Origin of the sequence: Longimicrobium sp. (assembly GCA_036377595.1) — a bacterium.
Classification (GTDB): Bacteria; Gemmatimonadota; Gemmatimonadetes; order Longimicrobiales; family Longimicrobiaceae; genus Longimicrobium.
On the sequence record DASUYB010000126.1, the window covers coordinates 1 to 19084 of the forward strand.

At 70.7% G+C, this 19084-nt stretch carries 18 protein-coding genes; 6 read left to right on the top strand and 12 right to left on the bottom strand.

Annotated features, from left to right (window positions below; genetic code table 11):
- Positions 1–126: 126 nt before the first annotated feature.
- The 3 genes from VF092_22140 to VF092_22150 form a co-directional block, all read right to left on the bottom strand.
- Entirely contained in the window at positions 127–1470 is a 1344-nt protein-coding gene (locus tag VF092_22140; GenBank protein HEX6750010.1) for a DUF445 domain-containing protein, read from the bottom strand.
- Positions 1471–1744: 274 nt separating this feature from the next.
- On the bottom strand, positions 1745–2701 hold the full coding sequence (locus VF092_22145) for a DUF1835 domain-containing protein (GenBank protein HEX6750011.1): 957 nt from the start codon (positions 2699–2701) through the stop codon (positions 1745–1747).
- Positions 2702–2718: 17 nt separating this feature from the next.
- Positions 2719–2964, bottom strand: a complete 246-nt coding sequence (locus VF092_22150; GenBank protein ID HEX6750012.1) for a hypothetical protein — start codon at positions 2962–2964, stop codon at positions 2719–2721.
- Positions 2965–3138: 174 nt separating this feature from the next.
- On the opposite strand from VF092_22150, the gene VF092_22155 reads away from it, so the two are divergent.
- Entirely contained in the window at positions 3139–3792 is a 654-nt protein-coding gene (locus VF092_22155; GenBank protein ID HEX6750013.1) for a TlpA disulfide reductase family protein, read from the top strand.
- An 80-nt stretch (positions 3793–3872) separates the two neighbouring features.
- Here VF092_22155 and VF092_22160 read toward each other — a convergent pair whose 3' ends face one another.
- Positions 3873–5390 carry a hypothetical protein gene (locus VF092_22160; GenBank protein ID HEX6750014.1) on the bottom strand — a complete coding sequence of 506 codons (1518 nt, stop codon included), beginning with the start codon at positions 5388–5390 and terminating at the stop codon, positions 3873–3875.
- A 473-nt stretch (positions 5391–5863) separates the two neighbouring features.
- On the opposite strand from VF092_22160, the gene VF092_22165 reads away from it, so the two are divergent.
- Positions 5864–6556 (top strand): HD domain-containing protein, encoded by a 693-nt coding sequence (locus VF092_22165; protein ID HEX6750015.1) that lies wholly within the window; start codon positions 5864–5866, stop codon positions 6554–6556.
- A complete protein-coding gene (locus VF092_22170) occupies positions 6537–7442 on the top strand; it encodes an MBL fold metallo-hydrolase (protein ID HEX6750016.1) in 906 nt (301 codons plus the stop codon). The genes VF092_22165 and VF092_22170 overlap by 20 nt, the downstream gene beginning before the upstream one ends.
- A 230-nt stretch (positions 7443–7672) precedes the next feature.
- On the opposite strand, the gene VF092_22175 is transcribed toward VF092_22170, so the two are convergent.
- Complete coding sequence (locus VF092_22175) at positions 7673–9406, bottom strand: M28 family peptidase (protein ID HEX6750017.1); 1734 nt, start codon at positions 9404–9406, stop codon at positions 7673–7675.
- Between the two features lie 342 nt (positions 9407–9748).
- Positions 9749–10153 carry a DUF4383 domain-containing protein gene (locus VF092_22180; protein ID HEX6750018.1) on the bottom strand — a complete coding sequence of 135 codons (405 nt, stop codon included), beginning with the start codon at positions 10151–10153 and terminating at the stop codon, positions 9749–9751.
- A gap of 200 nt (positions 10154–10353) precedes the next feature.
- On the opposite strand from VF092_22180, the gene VF092_22185 reads away from it, so the two are divergent.
- Complete coding sequence (locus VF092_22185) at positions 10354–10974, top strand: hypothetical protein (GenBank protein ID HEX6750019.1); 621 nt, start codon at positions 10354–10356, stop codon at positions 10972–10974.
- A gap of 77 nt (positions 10975–11051) precedes the next feature.
- On the opposite strand, the gene VF092_22190 is transcribed toward VF092_22185, so the two are convergent.
- The 6 genes from VF092_22190 to VF092_22215 all read right to left on the bottom strand — a co-directional run bounded on the left by VF092_22190 (position 11052) and on the right by VF092_22215 (position 17245).
- Positions 11052–11513: a hypothetical protein gene (locus VF092_22190; protein ID HEX6750020.1), complete on the bottom strand. Its 462-nt coding sequence runs from the start codon at positions 11511–11513 to the stop codon at positions 11052–11054.
- Positions 11501–11794, bottom strand: coding sequence for a helix-turn-helix transcriptional regulator (locus VF092_22195; protein HEX6750021.1), 294 nt, complete (start codon positions 11792–11794; stop codon positions 11501–11503). Before VF092_22195 ends, VF092_22190 begins: the two co-directional genes overlap by 13 nt.
- Positions 11795–11859: 65 nt before the next feature.
- The gene (locus tag VF092_22200) at positions 11860–12831 is read right to left on the bottom strand and encodes a cyanophycinase (GenBank protein ID HEX6750022.1); all 972 of its coding nucleotides are present in this window, start codon (positions 12829–12831) and stop codon (positions 11860–11862) included.
- Positions 12806–13897 carry a hypothetical protein gene (locus VF092_22205; GenBank protein ID HEX6750023.1) on the bottom strand — a complete coding sequence of 364 codons (1092 nt, stop codon included), beginning with the start codon at positions 13895–13897 and terminating at the stop codon, positions 12806–12808. The genes VF092_22200 and VF092_22205 overlap by 26 nt, the downstream gene beginning before the upstream one ends.
- Positions 13898–14124: 227 nt before the next feature.
- Positions 14125–14931, bottom strand: coding sequence for an alpha/beta hydrolase (locus VF092_22210; GenBank protein ID HEX6750024.1), 807 nt, complete (start codon positions 14929–14931; stop codon positions 14125–14127).
- A gap of 394 nt (positions 14932–15325) precedes the next feature.
- On the bottom strand, positions 15326–17245 hold the full coding sequence (locus tag VF092_22215; protein ID HEX6750025.1) for an alpha-amylase family glycosyl hydrolase: 1920 nt from the start codon (positions 17243–17245) through the stop codon (positions 15326–15328).
- 421 nt (positions 17246–17666) lie between these two features.
- Here VF092_22215 and VF092_22220 point away from each other — a divergent pair, with 421 nt between their 5' ends.
- A complete protein-coding gene (locus VF092_22220) occupies positions 17667–18299 on the top strand; it encodes a hypothetical protein (GenBank protein ID HEX6750026.1) in 633 nt (210 codons plus the stop codon).
- A gap of 151 nt (positions 18300–18450) precedes the next feature.
- A complete protein-coding gene (locus VF092_22225) occupies positions 18451–19083 on the top strand; it encodes a hypothetical protein (GenBank protein ID HEX6750027.1) in 633 nt (210 codons plus the stop codon).
- Position 19084 lies beyond the last annotated feature (1 nt).

The window sequence follows — 19084 nt, forward strand, 5'->3', positions numbered from 1 at the left end:
GGGGCCGCGGCGCCGAGGGAACGCACCCCCGCATCTCCGCCCCATCCAATTCCAGTTCACGCACCCTCGCACCCCCGCACCTCCGCACCCGTGCAGTTCCCGCACTCGCGCACCCGTTCGCAGTCCCTACCAGTGCGCGAAGATCTGCGACAGCGTGTAGATCACCAGCCCCGCGAGCCCGCCGACCAGCGTACCGTTGATGCGGATGAACTGCAGGTCCTTGCCGATCTGCAGCTCGATCTTGCGCGTGGTGTCCTCGGGGTCCCACGCGGCCACGGTGCTGGAGATGAGCTCGGCCACCTCGCCGCGGTACTGCTCCACGAAGTAGAGGACGGCGCTCTCGATCCATCCGTCCACCTTGGCCATCATCTCCGGATCGTGCCGCATCGACTCGGCGAAGCGCGTGACCGTGTGCGCGATGCGGCGGCGGAACTCGCTCCCCGGGTCGGCCGCGTGCTTCAGCACCGACGCCTTCAGATCGCCCCACAGCGACGCCGAGTAGCCGCGCACCGCGGGGTGCTCGAGCAGCTCCTCCTTCAGGTGCTCGCCGCGCTCGATCATCTCGGGACTGGTGCGCAGCTTCTCGATGAACTCCAGCATCGCCTCGTTGTAGCGGTGCCGGAGCGGGTGCTCGGGGTTCTGCGCCACCTCGTCCAGCGTGTGCTCAACGCCGGTGATGATCTTCTGGTAGATCTTCTCGTCGATGGGCGTGGGCACCCACCAGGGGAGCTCCTGGCGGATGCGGTCGCGCAGCGCGTCGCGGTTCTCGTCCACCAGCCGGTCGACCAGCTTGAGCGCGGCGTCGAGCAGCTCCTGGTGGCGGTCGCCGTGCGTCATCAGGCTCAGCACGCGGCCGACCACGGGCGCCACCTGCGTGGCCCGCGCGCGGCGGATCACGCTGGTCTCGATCAGCTCCTGCACCTCCTCGTCCTTCAGCACCTGCACCACGCCGGTGACCGCCGCGGCGGCGTGCTTCCCCACCAGCTCGGCGTGCTCGGGGTGGCTCAGCCAGTCGGCCGCCTTGTGCGCGATCTGCGCGTTCTTCAGGCGGACGGAGATGACCGCGGGGGAGAGGAAGTTGTTCTGGACGAAGTTGCCCAGGCTGCGGCCGATCCGCTCCTTGCGGTTGGGGATGATGGCGGTGTGGGGGATCTTGATCCCCATCGGATAGCGGAAGAGCGCCGTCACCGCGAACCAGTCGGCCAGCCCGCCCACCATCGACGCCTCGGCGGTGGCGCGCACGTAGCCGATCCACGGCCAGCGCGTCTCCAGGATGCGGGTGAGGATGAAGACGACCGTGGCGCCCACGAGCAGCCCCGTGGCGCGGAACTTCATCTTCGCCAGCTGCTCGCGCTTCAGCTCCTCGTCCTTGATGGGCTGCAGCGCGAAGGCGTCCGCCGCCGCCTGCGCGGGGGCCGCCGCCGGTCGGGACAGGCGCGGATCAGGCGGAGATTCCACCCTTGCGTTCAACGTTCGCTCCCTGCGGGTCGGATGGCGGGGGAGCACGCAACTGCCGGAACGCTCCCCGCCGGATCAGCGGTGGAGGATGCATGCCACCGCCGCGGCTGACAATACCGTCTCCGGGGAACGAAAGATTCGGACGCGGAGGAGATCTGCAAAGAATTTCACACAGAGAACACAGAGAAAACAGAGAGGCACAGAGGAAAAGATTCGTTCTCCGTGCCTCTGTGCCCTCCGTGTCCTCTGTGTGAGAAACAGGAGAATCGGAATCGCGCGCGAAGGCCTACGTCGCGACGAGACGCGCGACCTCGGTGTCCCACCGCCATGGGGATTCACGGCCGTGGAGATGGACACCGCCGAGCCAGCGGTCGATCCCGTTCAGCCGCACGTGGTCCTCGCGCCCGTCCATCACCGCGCGGCCGGCGTCCGTCAGCGCCACGCGATGCGAGAGCACGGCATCTTCATCCCCCCCGGCCCCGTTCCCCTCCAGCCTCACCAGGGGTGACGGGCCGGCGGCCAGGTTCTGGAGATACCACCCGAACCAGCTGTCGCCGAGCCAGATCGGGTCCTCGCGCCGCGGGTGCGAGGCGAGGTAGGCATCGCGCACCGTCTCGGCGCCGGCGGCGATGGCCTCCAGCGCCTGCTGCTCGCTGCGCGACAGGCCGTTGCGGACGGAGGGGAACTGCTCCAGGTGCCGCTCCAGTGCCGCCGCCAGGAACGGCAGCGCCGACGAGTCCTCGTCCAGCAGCGCGACGATTGCCGTGGGATCGGGAGAGCGGAAGGCGGCCCAGGCGTCGCGCGCCAGCAGCATCTCCGCCTCCGTCACCTCGCTGCGCTCGGCGAACCGCTCCGCCAGCCGCGCCGGCGCCGAGTTCCCCAGGTACTCCGCCCCGCAGACGAGCGTCAGCCGCGTGGCGCCGAGCGCCTCTTCGCCCAGGAAATCCAGCACCTGCGCCAGCTGCAGCTGGTCGTACAGGTCGTGCTCGAACCAGAGCACCGTCTCGTCGTGCCCCCGATACCCGGCCAGCGCGCGGTCGCGCTCCTCGAATTGGCGCGCGATCTCTTCGTCCCAGTCGCCGTCGGCGATGAAGCGCGCGCGCACGGCGCTCAGCTCCGCCAGGGGGAGGCCGGCGGGCACCGGGCCGTCGTGCAGCACGTCGCGCCAGGGAAGGATCTCGCCCTCGATTCCCGCCGCGCGCATCTTGCCGGCCGCGGCGTCGCCGTTGGTCACGTGGAGCATCGCGTCTCCTTCCGCCGTCAGGTGCGCAGGGGCGTGTCGCCGGGCTCGGACCAGCCGGGGCGGCCGCGCAGCTCCGACGCCAGCGGGCTGTCGCGCCGCGCCACCATCACCACCGTCTGCCCGGCGCGGGTCACGTGCATCGCCTTGTGGTAGCCGCTGGCCTCGCGCGGCACGCCGCGGGCCGCCAGCGCCCGCAGCGCGTCATCGACCTCGGCCAGCGCGTCGCCGCTCCGGATCAGGATGTGCCAGGCCGTCTCCGCCATCGCCCCGCCTCGTGGTGGGTTCGCTGGAGAAGGTAGGCGATCGCGCTCCGGCGCGCATCGCCCCGCATTGCCGCCGAAGCCGCGTGGGCTACCGCCGGTGCATCTGCCGACGTAAATTGCGAGGCATCCACGGGCAAACATCCGGCTTATCGAACCCTGACGGGAGACGGCGACATGGACCGCATCACGCGCATCCTGCCGTACGCGGCGCTGGTGGCGGCGGCGGTGCTGGTGGTGGTGCTCGGCAAGCAGAAGGGCGACCTGATCACCCGCTACAACGACCTGCAGACGCGCTACGTGAAGGCGCTGCGCGAGCCGCTTCCCAACTCGTACATGCCGGCGTTCCAGACGGCCACGCTCGACGGGCAGCCGGTCACCGTCGGCCAGCTTCCGCAGGCGGGGCGGCAGGTGCTGCTGGTCTACACCACCACCTGCCCGTACTGCAAGGCGTCGCTCCCGGCGTGGAAGCGCATCGCCACCACCCTCGACACGATGACGTCGCCGCGCGCGCAGGTGTACGGCGTGTCGCTGGACTCCGTCGACGTCACCCGGCGCTACGCCGCGCGCAACGCGCTGCCGTATCCCACCATCCGCTTCCCCGAGGAGAAGCTCGTCTCCATGTACCGCGCGGGCGCCGTGCCACTGACGCTGGTGCTGGACGAGAACGGCCGCACCGTCTACAGCCGCCTGGGCGAGATCTCCACCCCCGCGGCCATCGACTCGGTGATCGCCGCGGTGAAGCAGAAGCCGCAGCCGGCGCGCCCGCGTCCCGCCGCCCCGCCCGCCCCGCCCGCCCCGAACACGTCGCCGGGGCGCTCGGCGAGCTGACAACGTCGGAGGGAGACGGAGGAACGGCGAAGGCCCGGGCAGCGCGCCCGGGCCTTCGTCGTCTTGCGGGGGATGGGGAGCTACTTCGTCGGCTGCTCCGCGAGACGCTTCCCGGCCGCCTCGGGCGACTTCGCCTTCTCGTCCGGCGCGCGGCCGGCCGAGCGGATGTTGATGATCTTGTTGAGCGTGTCGAACCAGAACGGCGCGCCCAGCGACAGCGCGAACGCCGTCAGCAGGATGCCGAGCAGCTTGGCCAGGATCGGCCAGAACTTCCAGCCTCCCGGCGAGGCCTCGTAGACGGGGAGCGGGGTGGCCGCGATGCGCGCGCTGTCGGCGTGCGTGGCCCTGCCGTTCAGCTTCGCGAACTCCGCGGCCACGATCGAGTTCCGCCGCGCCTTGGCCCGGTCGGCCGGCATCCGCCGCGCGAACCCGAGCTTCTCCGCGTCTTCCCATCCCCAGCCGAAGCCAAGCTGCGTGCGGCGGAGGATGGCGTTGGCCGAGTCGTACAGCGCCCGCGCATGGGCCAGGTCCGCCAGCGAGTCCGTCTGCGCACGCGTCTCCGGCGATGCGGGCGTGTTCTCGGTGCCGACCGCCTTGGCCGAGTCCGTGGAGTCGCCGGTGGCGGCCGGCGCGTTCGCGTCCGACGAGTCGGTGGTGGCGGATGAATCCGTCGCCGCGGTGGAGTCCGTCGTGGTCGAATCCGTCGTGGCGGCCTTCCCGCTGTCGCCCGGGACGGCCGCGTTGCCGCCTCCGCCGTTCGGCGCGCCCGCGTTGGAACTCGCCACGGTGGAGTCGGTCGTCGAGCCGTTCGCGCCGCGGCCGGGGACGAAATTCGCCAGGTCCTCCAGCGAGTTGGACGCCTGTGTGGCCACGCTCTCCCGCAGCTTGTCATCCGTCGACAGCCGGTTCCACATGTCGAGCGTGTCGGCGTTCAGCGCGAAGGCGGTGATGAGCCCCAACACGAACAGCACCTGCTGCGTGTGCCGCTTGTAGGCGCCGGAGACGCGGTCCATGGAGTTGTTGAACCACACCTCCACGCTGTCGTGCAGCTTCTGCAGATCCGTCCGCGTCGTGGCGACGGCGCTCTGCACCGCACGGCGGGCGCCCGCCGGCAGCGGAGCGGCGTCCACCACCTCGTCGACCTCGGTCGAGATCTGCTGCACCACGTCCGTCAGCGCATCGTCCTTCATCAGGTGCAGCAGGTCCCGCACGCTCTGCGGGGCGTCGCGCGCGGGGCCGGCCGCCGGGGCGCCGTCCGCCTCGGCGGCGGCCGCTTTCGCCGCCGGCTCGGGCGTGTTCTCGACCACGTCGAGCAGCGCCATGGCGAACGTCCGCGCGGGGATGTACGACGGCGCGCGCTCGGCACCCCGGCGATCGTGGCCATACAGGCACCGGATCAGGCGGTGGTTGAGGACCGCGTTCTTCAGGTTCGGATCCTGGGCGTCGTCGAGGAGCTTTTCGATGCCCGCGATCAGGATCTTGCCGCGGCGGTTGGTGAGCCCGGCGATGTACTCGTTGATGGCCGAGCAGATCAGGCTCAGCAACAGGTACACGAAGGCGAGCCCGAGGATGACGTCGAGGATTTCGAGACCGAACATGGGTTCCTGTGGGGGATCGGGTGGGATGGTGGCGGCCGAGGACGATTGCCGCCGGAATGACAAAGGAATGGAGGGACGGACTCCAGCGATTTTCCGGAACTATGTGCGGTTGGATCGGCTTCTCACACGCGCCGTCCGAGCAATTGTGGGACCGGAAACGGCAGCTATCGTGCTGGTCAATCCAAACGTTTACGCGAGAACGGCTTGCCTCGCCGGCTGCGTCGACGCTCGCGCAACTTGCGGGGCGGCTGGGACACGGAAGGGACCGGCGGCGCGGGGCAACGGTGCCGCGATCGTCCGTGCCCCATTTCAAATGGTCGCAAACGAGGCGGAAGATGCACGACCATGCCGCGCGTGACAGGTCGTGCTCGAAATCCCGTCGCCCGCGGGTTAGCTTGCGGTTCCGAGACCCCGCCGCCCGGCGGGGCCTCCGTTCATCGGGGGAAGGAGATCGGGAGAACCACGTGGCGGAGATGGACGAGCAGCTGCGGCGGGAGATCCTCGCGCGCACCGAGGCGCACGTGCGGCGCGAGATGAGCGGCGAGGGGACGGGGCACGACTGGTGGCATGTGCACCGCGTCCGCCGGACGGCGCTGCGGCTGGCGGAGGAGGAGGGCGCGGACCCATACGTGACGGAGTTGGCCGCGCTGCTGCACGATGTGGCCGACCACAAGTTCCACGGCGGCGACCACACCGCCGGCCCGCGCGCCGCCCGCGCCTGGCTCGAAGCCGCCGGCGCGGAGCCGGAGACCGTCGACCACGTCTGCGAGATCGTGGCCGGGCTGTCGTTCAAGGGCGCGGGCGTCCCGACGCCGATGCGCACGCCGGAGGGCCGCGTGGTGCAGGACGCCGATCGCCTGGACGCGCTCGGCGCGGTGGGGATCGCGCGGGCGTTCGCGTACGGCGGCAGCCGAGGGCGCCCGCTGCACGACCCCGACGCGGCGCCGGAGATGCACGACAGCTTCGAGGCCTACAAGTCCGGAGCGGGCGCGACGACGGCGCACTTCCACGAGAAGCTCCTCCTCCTCCGCGACCGGATGAACACCGCCGCCGCGCGCCGCGTGGCCGAGGGGCGGCACCGCTTCATGGAGGCGTTCCTGGCGCGCTTCCACGCCGAGTGGGAGGGAGAGGACGGGATGGAGACGGATGGCGGCGGAGACGGCTGACCTGGGTGGCGGCGCGTACGTGCTGCGCGGCGCCGTCAACAGCGGGCTGGTGGAGACGGAGAACGGGCTCCTGGCCGTCGACACGGGGCTGGACCGCGGCGCCGCCAACCGCGTCGCGCGCGCGGCGGAGGAGCTCGGCCGGCCCCTCGTCGCCATCCTCAACACCCACGCGCACGCCGACCACCACGGCGGCAACGCGCACCTCGTCCGCCGGCTCGGCATCCCCGTCCACGCGCCGGCGGTGGAGGAGGCGGTGATCCGCGAGCCGCGCTACGAGCCCGTGTACCTGTACGGCGGCGCCGCGCCCGTCTCCGCGCTCACCAGCAAGTTCCTGCAGGCCGAGCCCTCGCCCGTGGACCACGTGGTGCGCGCGGGCGAAACGGTGACGATCGACGGCCGCGCGCTGGAGATCGTGGACCTGGCGGGGCACAGCCTGGCGCAGGTGGGCGTCCGCGCGGGCGACGTGCTCTTCGTGGCGGACGGCTTCTTCGGGCGCGAGCCGCTGGAGAAGCACGGCGTCCCCTATCTCGTCGACGCGGGGCGGTGGATGGAGACGCTGCGCGCGCTGGGCGGGATGGACGCGGCGTGGATGGTCCCCGGCCACGGCGAGCCGCTCGACGACCCGCGGGAGACGCTGGCGCTGAACCTCGCCGTCCTCCAGCGCGCGTCCGACTGGCTGCGCGACCGCTTCCGCCGCGGTCCCGCGCGCACCGAGGACCTGCTCGTCGAGTTCGCCGGGGCGATGGGGATGCGCCTGGTCGACCCGCCCTCCTACGCGCTCAACCGCGCCGCCATGCTCGGCTTCCTCTCCACTCTCGAGCGCGAGGGCGCCGTGCGCGTGATGATCGACGGCGGCCGCTGGACGTGGCTCCCCGCCGAGGGGTGAAGCGGAGTCGACCAGGCCGCACGCCATCCCGCGTCCGCGCGTACGAGCGAAGCGAGCCCGTCCCTCCCCCAGTCTGTTTTGGGGGAGGGACAGACGCGAAGCGTCAGGGAGAGGGCCACGCGGCGGCGTCTGCGGCTGGATCGATGCGTTTGGTATGATCGAGAACGAAGCGGGGCCGGAAGAATCTCCGGCCCCGCTTCGTTTTTCCTCATCTCCCGATCACCCCAAGCCTACTGCACGCAGCGGCCGTTCGGGTCGGGCTTCGGGTGATCGACGACCGGGCGATGGTCGAGGTTGGCCACGTGCGTCGCCAGGTCGGCCACGTAGTTGGCCACCTGCGCCAGCCGCGCGTAGTCGATGTGCTGCGGCTCGTCGGTCACCTGGTGGTAGTCCGCGTGCCCGCCGGTGGTGAAGAAGATGATGGGTATGCCGTAGCGCGCGTACTCGTAGTGGTCGCTGCGGCAGTAGATGTTCTGCGGGTGCCCGTTGGCGTCCATCGCGTAGTCGAAGTTCAGCCCGTGGTTCCCCTGGCGGTTCACCGTCTCGGCCAGGTCGCCCAGCTCCGTCGACAGCCGCCGCGAGCCCACCAGCTGCACGTAGCCCGGCCCGCCGTGCAGCTTCGCGCCGTCCTTGCTGGAGCCGGTGACGTCGTCCGCGCCGCCGCGGCCGATCATGTCCATGTTCAGCTGCGCGACGATGGACTCGCGCGGCACCGTGGGATGGTCGGTGAAGTACTCCGAGCCGAGCAGCCCCGCCTCCTCGCCCACGTGCCACACGAACAGCAGCGAGCGCTTGGGATGCGGCCGCGAGGCGAAGTACTGGGCGATCTCCAGCAGCCCCATCGACCCCGAGCCGTCGTCGTCGGCGCCGTTGTAGATGGTGTCGCCGCGCGCGGACGTGCCGCCGGTGCGCTGGCGGATGGTGGCCAGGATGCCGTTCACCTGCGCCTGCTGCTCGGCCGTCAGCCGCGGGGCCGGATCGTCGGCGCCCTCGGTGCGGAAGAGGTGGTTGACGACGTAGATGGAGTCGTTCGCGACGGGGTCGCCGCCTTCGCCCACGTGGTCGTTGTGCGCGCCGAGCGCGACGTACTCGCGGCGCAGCGCGGGGTCGCTCCCCGGCAGCACCGCCACCACGTTGCGCGCGGAGATGGGCACCGGCCGCTCGATGAAGCGCGGCCCGCCCGTCACCGTGCCGCCCGTGGCACCCGGCTGCAGCGTCGCCGGGTCCGCGCCCAGCAGCGCCGCGGCCGCCCGCTTCGTCACGTACATGTACGCGGGAAGCTCGGGAGACTGGCCGCCCTGCATCACCTGCAGCGGCTGGCGGTAGATGGCCAGCGACGCGGGGGTGATGTCGTCGAGCCCGGCGATGGCGATCCCCGCGGCGCGGCGGTAGCGGCGGGTGATGGCGGGGCGGCTGACGGTCCCCGGCGGGTTGCCCACGAAGCCGGGGCCGAGGGCCACCACCACCAGCTTCCCGGCCACCGCGGCCGAGTCCACCATGTGCGCGGAATCGGCCATCATCCCCGCGTACACCACCTGCACCCCCTCCAGCGAGCGCGCGCCGGAGCCGTTGTCGCGCGGGAGATAGTCCACCCAGGCGCGCAGTCGCTGGCCACCGGCGTTGAGCGTGGCGGTGGTGTCCATCACCCGCTCGACGTAGGGGATGGCCTGGAAGAAGGTGCCGTTGTCGCCGGCCGGCTGCAGCCCGAAGCGCCGCAGCTCGCTGGCGATGTACTCCACCCCCTTCCGGTTCCCCTCCGAGGCGATCAGCCGCCCGCCCATGGAGTCGTCGGAGAAGGCGTACAGCCGCGTCATCAGGTCGGCGGGATTGATGGCGGCGGTGGTGGGCGTGGGCGCGTGCGTGCGCGGGCGGCCCAGCCCCGCCCACGGGTCCGGAGCCTGCGCGGCCAGGGGCGTCGCGGCCAGCGCCAGCAGCGGAAGGAGCCTCGAAAGCGTGCGTGTCATCGGGATTTCAGGGGGTGAGCGTGAATGGGCGGGCGAGCCGCGCGGGATCGGATTCTCCGGGTGAGCGCGCCAAGGTACCCGGTCGTCCGCAGAAAGGTGCACAGTCGTGCTGAGAAGTTAGCACTGTGGGACGAACTGCCGCCACCGCGTGACGAATCGCATCCACGCGCGGACGAATGGATGGATCGATGTGGGACAAACTGGAGGAATGGGGATGGAGATCGAGGAGATGGCGATTCCCGCATCTCCAGAAAAGGCTGACGCGGAGCCGCGGAGAGCTCACCCCGGCGATGAGTTCTCCGCGACTCCGCGTCTCCGCGTGAGGCCCTGTGGTTCAGGAGATCAGGACGCCGGCACGCCCGCCGGAGCGCGGTCCGTAAAGCCGACGCCGGCTAGCACGATGCCGAGCAGCGCGTGCAGCCACACGTCGTTCCCGCCGATGGGGATCAGCCCGAACGTCGTCGGCGCGATGAAGCCCAGGATCGCCAGCACGATGTAGATGGCGCCGCCGATCCGGCAGTACGTGTTGGCCGCCGACCAGGTGCGCGACGCCACGATCCCCCACACCCCGAACAGCAGGTGCACCACGTTGTGCAGCAGGTTCACCGGGAACAGCCCGAGCAGCTTCGGCGCGGTGGCCATGTCCGCCGCCATCGAGGTGCCGCCCGCGGAGATGAACCCGAGCAGCGCCACCAGGATGAACACCGCGCCGAATGCCAGCGCGACCGTCTGCGACAACGACTTCATGGAGCCTCCTCCGTGGGGGGTGGAACCACCGGAATCGGGGCGCCCGCGGCGGCGTGCCGCGGCGCCTGCGGCCCTGCCGTGTTCCCGCGCCACAACAGTGCGGACAACGGCCGGATCGCGCAAGAAATTTCCTCCGGCCGCACGGGCCGGAATCTTGCTCCCCCGCCCCGTCTGCACTGCCAGACACGAGGAGGAGAGCGATGGGACGGCATCCCTACGACCACGGACGCAGCCCCCACGAGCGTGACCGCCACGGCTACGGCCGGTACGGCTACCAGATGGACCCCGGCTGGGGCTGGGGCGACGACCGCGACCCCAACTTCCGCGGCGGCGAGTACCAGGGGAACCGCATGCGCGGCGACGGGCGGCACGTGGCGCCCTACGGCGAGCACCGCTTCTTCCGTCAGTACGACCTGGGAGGCTACGGCGGATTCGACGGGCGCTACGACCTGCCCGACGGGTGGTACGACGCGGAGGGATACTACCACGAGGCGTACGAGCAGCGTGGCGCGCCCATGCCGGGCCGCTTCGTGCCGCACCCGCCGCTCGAGGCGGGGCCGTCGCGGGGCGGCGTGCGCTACGACCGCGAGTACCTGCGCCAGTACAACGCGTACAGCCCGGGGCTGGAGCGCGGCGGCCCGGAGCGCTCGTGGGGCTTCAGCGACGGCCCCGACGCCCCGCCGATGCGCGGCCGCGACGCCCGCGACCGGCGGACGGAGGAGCGCCGCTACGCCGGCTACAGCGAGGGGGGATTCGCGGAGGGCAAGTACGCCGGCCCCGGCCAGCGCGGCTCCCTCCCTACCCAGAAGGGCGGCCGGTAGAAACGACAAGGCCCGCGGCACCCGCCGCGGGCCTCTTCATCACGAGGAAATCCTCAATCTATCATCGGATCGATGAATTACCTCACGGCTTTCAGGATCGAAAGCGCTGTCTTCGCACAACTAGCTAATCCGTGTACTCCGGCTGCTGAAAACACTGACCAATAGCCTCGGAGTCTTACCCATCGCGCTTTCCACGGGCGCTCCTCAGCCCATGCGTGCGCGTATTCCTCCTGCAGATCAGCGACCGTCGGCTCGAATATCTCATGATAGGTCTTCGCCGAATACAGAAACTCAGCGATTGCAAGCAGTCGGAAACCTGGAGGACGATGGATCTGTCCCGTCCGACGGTATCGCCCAAACACGCCAAGAGCCGCTGAAGCTCGGTTCAGGAGTTCAACGAGGCCCACCTTTAGAAGAATCCCAACCTTCGCCGCGAGTTCGAACTCTTTATCACTGATCAAAATCCCGCGACCCCACCACACTATGAATTCCTTAAGGAGAGTCCAGCGGTGAGCCGAGGCTTTCTTCAGGTTGCCCATGCGGCCTCCATGGCAAGGCGCCCGGCCTCCGAAGCATGAAGGGCTCGAGCGCCCAATCCCGTAATGCGATACAATCGCTTGGGAGGGCCATCGCCAATACCCAGTTCCTCCTGACGCGAGTCCACGAAACCTTTTTCACTCATCCGACCAAGGGTAACATACACTGTTCCCCGCTTGAGCCGCTCGGACGCGTTCACCAGCTCGAGCCCGTACATTTCGCCATTTGCGATCAGGAGGCGGAGGATCTCGGCTTCCTTCGCGGAGAGTCGTGGAATGTCCATGGCAATATCTTACACATTGTAAGACTGGTGCGCAAGCACCTCGTCCCATTTGTGTTCGAGAACGGTCACCCCACGGTGCGCACCATCGCGGGCGTCGAGGCCTCGACCTCCTCGCTGCGGAGGACGGTGGTCTCGCCCTGCTCGCGGCGGTTCTGGAGGATGACCTCGAGCTCGCGCTCGCGCAGGTTCAGCGTGTACCCCGCGCCCACGATCCCCACGCGCAGGTAGCTGAGGGTGAGCGCGCAGCCGTCCATGCACTGGTCGGCGTTGTCGAAGCGCACCCCGCGCCCGTCCACGAACGTCACCGAACCCCGCCCCACCACCTCGCCCAGGTGGCCGCGGACGACCATCGCCGTGTCTTCGTCGATCCCCAGCCCCATCAGCTCGGCGTTGCGGGCGATGACCATGAACAGGCGCTGCAGCCGCCGCCGCTGCGTGAAGTGCGTGTCGATCACCGCGCGGAAGCCCAGCAGCCCGAAGCCGGGACCGAGGTGGACGTCCTGCATCTTCCCGTACTCGTCGGGCTCGCCGCCGGCCAGGATGGTCTCGGTGAGCGCCGCCGCGCCCGCGCTGGTGCCGCAGACCACGGCGCCCGCGGTGTACGCCTCGGCCAGCGCGCGCCCCACCCGCGACCCGCCGATGGTGGTCACCAGGTGCACCTGGTCGCCGCCGCCCAGGAAGATGCCGTCGGCCTCGCGGATCATCTCCGCCACCCGGGCGTCCTGGGCGCGGTCGCGGCTGTCGATGATGGGCATCTCCACGTGCGTGGCGCCCGCCTCGATGAACGACCGCAGCCACTCGCGCGCCGACCGCGTGGGGTTGGCCGACGCGGTGGTGATGCCCACGATGCGGCCGCCCTCGCGCCCGCCGGCCAGGTCCACGAAGCGGCCGAACGCCTCGCCGGTGGCCTCGCAGGCGCCGCCGATCAGCACCAGCGTGCCGTCGTGGCGGTCGCCGCGCCGCCGGTTGGGCGCCTCGTCCGCCGCGACGCGGCCGCGGTCGCCGCCGCTCCTACCGTTCCCCGACTGCCGCTCCATCCGCCTGTCGCTCCCCGGTTTCCGTCTCCAGCTCCCGCAGCGAGCGCACCGCCAGCGCCGCCGCCACCTGCGCCGCGGGCGAGGCCCCGCCGTCCACCTCGCCCCCATCTTCCGTAGACCCCGCAAGCTCCATCACGATCCGCCCCTCGCGCACGAAGGCCACGGCGTGGGCCACGCGCGCGTCGCGCTCGGTGACGTCGTCGCCCGTGGAGAAGATGGCCACACGGCACCCGGCGTCGCGCGCGATGTCCTGGATCTCCCACTCCTTCGCGGGGCAGACGACGATGCCGTCCTCGACCACCGCGTCGGCGGGGACGGAGACCAGGCGCCGCGCCAGCTCGGGGTCGCGGTAGCGGTCGGGGACGTCGCCCGGCTCGGCGTCGAGCACCACGGCGATGTCGCTGCGCGCGTACGGCAGCCCGGCGTTGAGGAGGTACGACGGCGCCAGGTCCACCACCAGCTCGCCCGGGCCGAGCCCGCGCCGCACCATCTCGTCGCGCACCCCCGCGCGGTCGCCCCCGCCGGCGATGCCGCACAGCACGTGCTGCTGCAGCGCTGGGACGTCCGGCGTCCCAGCCAGCGCGGCCAGCTCGGCCAGCGCGAAGTCCACCGCGGCGCGGTCCAGCTCGCCCGCGAAGCCGCGCTGCACCAGCTCCAGCGCCAGCGCGGCGGCGCGCAGCCCCACCTCGGCGTGCAGGTGCTCGAAGATCACCGTGTACTCGCCCGCCCGGTCGCCGCCGCGCGCGCGGCCGTAGCCCACGTCGTGGCCCACCATCGACTGCAGCTCGAGCCCCACGTGCTCCACCACGTGCGGCGCGAACGTCCCCCGCCGCAGCCGGGTGACGAAGCCGCCGCGCTCGCCGATGCTGCAGCGGTGCTCCCACAGCCCGGGAAGCGCGGCGATCAGGGCCTCGGTGAACCCCGCCGCGTGCGCCGACGAGATCTCGTCGTACGCGCCCGGCGCCAGGTCGACGCGCGTGACCGGGCGGCGCGACCAGAGGTTCGCGCCGCGCAGGCTGCGCAGGGACAGCAGGCGGATCTCGGTGTACGGGTCGGGCCGGCTCATTTCCTCGCGATAACGGACGCGCGGCGGTGTGCGCAAGGGCCGGGCCTCGTCCGCGAGGATCTGGATCTCACGGCAGTGGATGGATGATGCGGCTCACGGCGACGGCCCGCCGGGACGAGCCCCGGCGGGCCGTTCCGATCCCCCGTCGATGGCGATGAGCCGCGCGATCAGGCAAGAATGTCCTTCATCCTTCGCCAGATCCTGCCTGCCAGCAGTCTACGCGCGATCTACGGCTGGCCGTCCAGGAGCAGCTTCAGCGCCGCGACGATCGTCTCCGGCTGCTGCCGGGGGATGTCGTGCTGCGACCGCTCGGCAACGATCAGCCGCCTGCGGGGCGACGCAGCGGCAATGTCGGTGTGACTCTGCCGCCACGCCTGCTCGACCTCCGCGGGGCCCCAGAACCCTCGTCCGGCGGAGACGATGACCATCGGCTGCCGCAGCGTGGGCTCCGTGGCGGCGACCTCGCCGAGAAGGCCGCGGAACCCCTCCATCAGCCGCACCGTCGCACGCTCGCGGTCGTTCGAGGGGTGCTCGATGGGCCGGACGGTGGAGAAGATGAAGTCGCCCGTGCTGGCGACGAAGCGCGGGTTCATCGGATCGACCAGCACCACGCCCTGCACGCGGTCGGGGAAGCGTGCCGCGCTCAGCATCGCCAGCAGCCCGCCGTACGAGTGGCCCACGTGGATGGTCCGCTCGGGGACAGCGACCGCGCGCAGGGCACGGTGCAGGTCCGCGATCTCCTGGTCGGGCGTGAGGTCCGGCGCGCCCAGTCCGCTGCGCCCGAACCCGGCGCGGTCGTACGCGACGACGGTCGCCCCCGTCTCCCGCGCCAGGCGTTCCGGCACGTCGTACCATCCCCCGATGTCCGATCCGCCGCCCGCGTCGAGCACGATCGTCACCGGACGCGTCCCACGCCGGATCACCAGGTGCAGCGCGTGGTCGCCGACGCTGACCATCGTGTCCCGCGGCTCGGGCTGCGCGCCTGGGACGGGCGTGGACGGCGTGTGGCTGCCGGCGATCAGGAGGCTCGTCAAGCCGAGCGTCAATCCAGTCATGGGCCTGGGGATCGGGGTCGAAGTGCTGGGTGGAGGCGGTAGCCTGTACGTCTCAGGATCTCGATGGGATTCACGAAACATACTGCGCCGGGAGCCATCTCGATCTCCATCGGGACAGGATGAAGGATGGCGTGACGAATCGTCGTCCGCGCGGAGTAAGGGCAGTTCAGAAGATGACTGTGTACACCGTGGAGATTGTCATTCCGAGGACGACCAGACCGATCTTGCGTCCGCTCCGTAGGTCGCAGCCCGAGGAATCTATCGCCTGCATTACGAGCGAGAGGCCGCCTGTCGCTCGTAGGCGAAATTTCTCAAGCGCGATGAAGCCGGGACGACACCGTCGCCCCGGCTTCTCCATCTCCCGGACGCAGTGCTACTCGTCCCGCGAGAGGATGATGGCGGTGTAGGGGCCGATGCCGATCGCCGCGCTGTGCGGCATGTCGTGCAGCGGGCCGCCGTCGGCGCGGGTGTGATAGCTCGGCGTGTCGAGGAAGTCGTCCCCATATCCCCGCCAGTCGCCGTTGAAGCGCACCTTCCACTCGCCGGCGCGCGGCATTCCGATCCAGTACTCGCCGTACGAGCGGTCGGCGAAGTTCAGCACCACCACCACGTCATCGCGCGGGCCGCCGGCGTCCCAGCGGTGGAATGCGATCACCTTGTCGGCGTCGTTCACGTGGTGCACGTGCACGTTCTGCCCGCGCAGCCCGCGCGTGGTGTCGAACCAGTCGCGGCGCAGCTTCATCAGGTCGCCGTACAGCAGGTGGACGCCCGCGAAGGTCTCCAGCTTCGTCCAGTCGATGGGGTCGCCGTCCGCGAACCAGCGGTCCTCCAGGATCTCCTGCCCCTGGAAGATCATGGGGATCCCCGGCGCGGTGAACACCAGCGCCGCGCCGAGCGTCGACCGCTTGCGCGAGTACCAGCTCGCCGCGTTCCCCGGCCAGATCTCCTCCGGCACCCGCGCGTGCCCGTTGGCCACCTCGTCGTGCGATTCCGTGTAGATCACGCGCTTGAACGCGTCGCCCTCGTAGCGGTGCTCCACGGCGCGGCGGATCTCGTCCATGCTGCGCTGCCAGTCGTTCTGCTGGATCAGCGCGCGGCGCACGGGGTGCACGAACTCGCTCTCCCACTGCGTGTCGAACCCCGCGCCGCCCAGCTCCGGCGCGCGCACGATCCACCCGTTGCCGCGCAGGTCCTCGGCGATGTGCAGCTTCCACGGCTGCCGCTCGTTGGTCTCGCGGTTGATGTCCTGCATCAGCGACCACCCGTCGCCGATGTCGTGCGCGGGGTCGTCGGTGTTGCCGTAGATGTTGCGGATGTACGCGGTGGCGTCCCAGCGCAGCCCGTCGAAGCGGAACTCCTCCAGCCAGCGCACCGCGTTGTCGCGGATGAACTTCTTCACCATCTCGCGCCCGTAGTGCGGCCGCGTGTCGCCCCAGGGCGTGTTCCGCCGCTCGTCCTCGTAGAAGTAGATCCCCCCGAGGCCGCTCTCCGACCAGCCATCGAACTGCCACAGGTCCAGGTCGCTGGGCCCGAAGTGGTTGTAGACCACGTCGAAGATCACCGCGATCCCGTGCTCGTGCGCCTCCTTCACCAGCCGCTTGAGCGCGTCCGGCCCGCCGTACACGCTTTCGATGGCGAAGATGTCGCCGGGGTTGTAGCCCCACGAGTAGTCGCCCGCGAACTCCACCGACGGCATCAGCTCGATGCAGTTGACGCCCAGTGCGCGCAGGTACGGCAGCCGCGCGCGCACGCTGTCGAAGCTCCCCGGCGCCCCGCCGGCCTCGGGGTCGTTGAAGGTGCCCACGTGCAGCTCGTAGATCACCAGCTCGTTCCACGCCGGCGTGAACCACGGCGCGTCGCCCCAGTCGAACCCGTCGGGATCGGCCACGATGCACTCGCGCCGCGTCAGCCCGATCTCCGCCGCGTAGGGATCGCGCCGCTTCAGCGTCTTCCCGTCCGGCGTGCGGACCACGAACTCGTACTCGTCGCCCACCTTCGCGCCGGAGACGTCGGCGGACCAGCAGCCGTCCGCCTCGCGCGCCAGCGGGTTGGCATCCTCCGCGAAGCCGTTGAACGTCCCCGCGACGGCCACGCCCGCCGCGTTCGGCGCCCACACGCGGAAGGTGACGCCGGACGCGTCGCCGTCGCCGTGCGGCCGCGCGCCCATCCCCACGCGCGCCGACGGCTCGGCGGCGGGCGCCTCCGCGGCTCCCGGCGTCTCGACCTGCGTGGAGGCGGAATCTTCCTGGTCTTCGGGAGATGGGGATGACGGCTCGGGGGCGGGGTCGCTCATGGCTCGGGCTCCGGGGGATCTGATGCGAGGCGGCGAAAGATTGGGCGATTCGGTGATGCCGGGCGCAGGCGGCCCCCGCGCCGCGAGAGCCGTGCCGCGCGCGCAACCCTGGTTGGGCGGTACCAAACCCCATCATCGACCACATCTGCGCAAACGGCTCGTCGTCACGTAAACGCAGGTTTCACATGGAGATGAGGCACGGGCGTCCCAGTTTCCGGGGCGGCCGCGCCTCTGCTACGAATCGCGATCGGAAACGGAGGGTGCGCGGGAGATGCCGTAACCTCCCCGATCGTACGAAGATGGAGATTTCCGCGCAGAATGCGCCCTACAGGGCACACGTGATGCCCGTGAGGTGGCCCGCCTTCCGGTGGGCCGCATCTCCGTGGCCCGCCACTCTTCCTCTCCCTCCGGAGAATTCATCATGCATGCTCGAACCCTCTCACTCGCCCTGCTCGCGGCCGCGTCGCTCGCGGCGTGCGGCCGGGCCGACCAGCCGCTCACCGGCGCGGACCGCACGCCCGTCGGCCCGCGCGCGGCGCCCCTTGCACCCGTCTGCGTCAGCTTCGACGTGCCTGCGCTCGGCGCGCTCTTCGGCGCGCCGGTGGGCACCCCGCCGGGTTCGGTGGTGTGGACGGAGAACGGCATCCCGGTGTCGGTGCACAAGTTCTTCCTCGCCGGCGGCGGCTCCGCCTTCAACTGGCTGCGCATCGAGAACGCGCCGGCCTCGTTCACGCTGGGGGCGGGAAAGACCGGTCACACCAACAACATCAACGTGGGCTTCGACTTCACCGCGCTGCCGTTCGTGCCCTCGGGCGTCAAGTTCAACTTCCTGCACCTGGGCGGCTACGAGAACCTGCAGGTGAACACCAGCGGGGTGTTCATCGGGCCGCTCACCGCCCCGCCCACGCCGTGGGGCGGCGTGAACGTGACCTCTTCGTGGGCGCCCGTCCCCGGTGGGGCGCAGGGAACGGTCACGCTGTCCGGCGGGTCGGTGAAGTGGCTGATGGTGGGCGGGCAGGAGCTCTGGCTGGACGACGTCTGCGCCTACCCGTGAGCCGCGGGTGAGGCGGGACGAGTGCCCGCCGGACCCGCGTCCGGCGGGCGCTCGCGCCGTTTCGGGGCTCGTCCGATGCGGCCCCGACGCAATCCCTTCCCGGCGGCCGCGCTCCGGCCGCCGCCTTTCCCACCACTCCCCGGGAGGGCTCATGCACGCTCGCACCATCTCCGTGACACTCCTGGCCGCGGCAGCGCTCGGCGCCTGCGGCCGGACGGACCAGCCGCTCACCGGCGCGGACCGCACGCCCGTGGGCCCGCGCGCGGCGCCGCTCGCGCCTGTCTGCGTCTACTTCAACGTTCCCCCGCTCGGCGCCGTCTTCGGCGCGCCGGTGGCCACCCCGCCCGGCACCGTGGTGTGGGTGGAGAACGGGATCCCCGTCTCCGTCCAGAAGTTCCTGCTGATCGGCGGCGGGTCGGCGTTCAACTGGCTGCAGATCGCGAACGTGCCGGGCGCATTCACGCTCGGCGCGGGCAAGGCGGGGCACTACAACAACATCAACACCTCCTTCGACTTCACCGGCCTGGGATTCGCTCCCAAGGCGGTCACGTTCAACTTCTACGACCAGGGCGGCTACGAGAACCTGCTGGTGAACACGAGCGCGGTCTACATCGGCCCGATCACCACCCCGCCGTCGCCGATGGGCGGCGCGAACGTGTCGGTGGCGTCGGCGGCGGTGTTCGGCGGCGTGCAGGGCACCGTCAAGATCGACGGCGCACCGGTGTACCGGGTGATGGTCGGCGGCCAGGAGTTCTGGGTCGACAACGTCTGCGCGTACCCGTGAT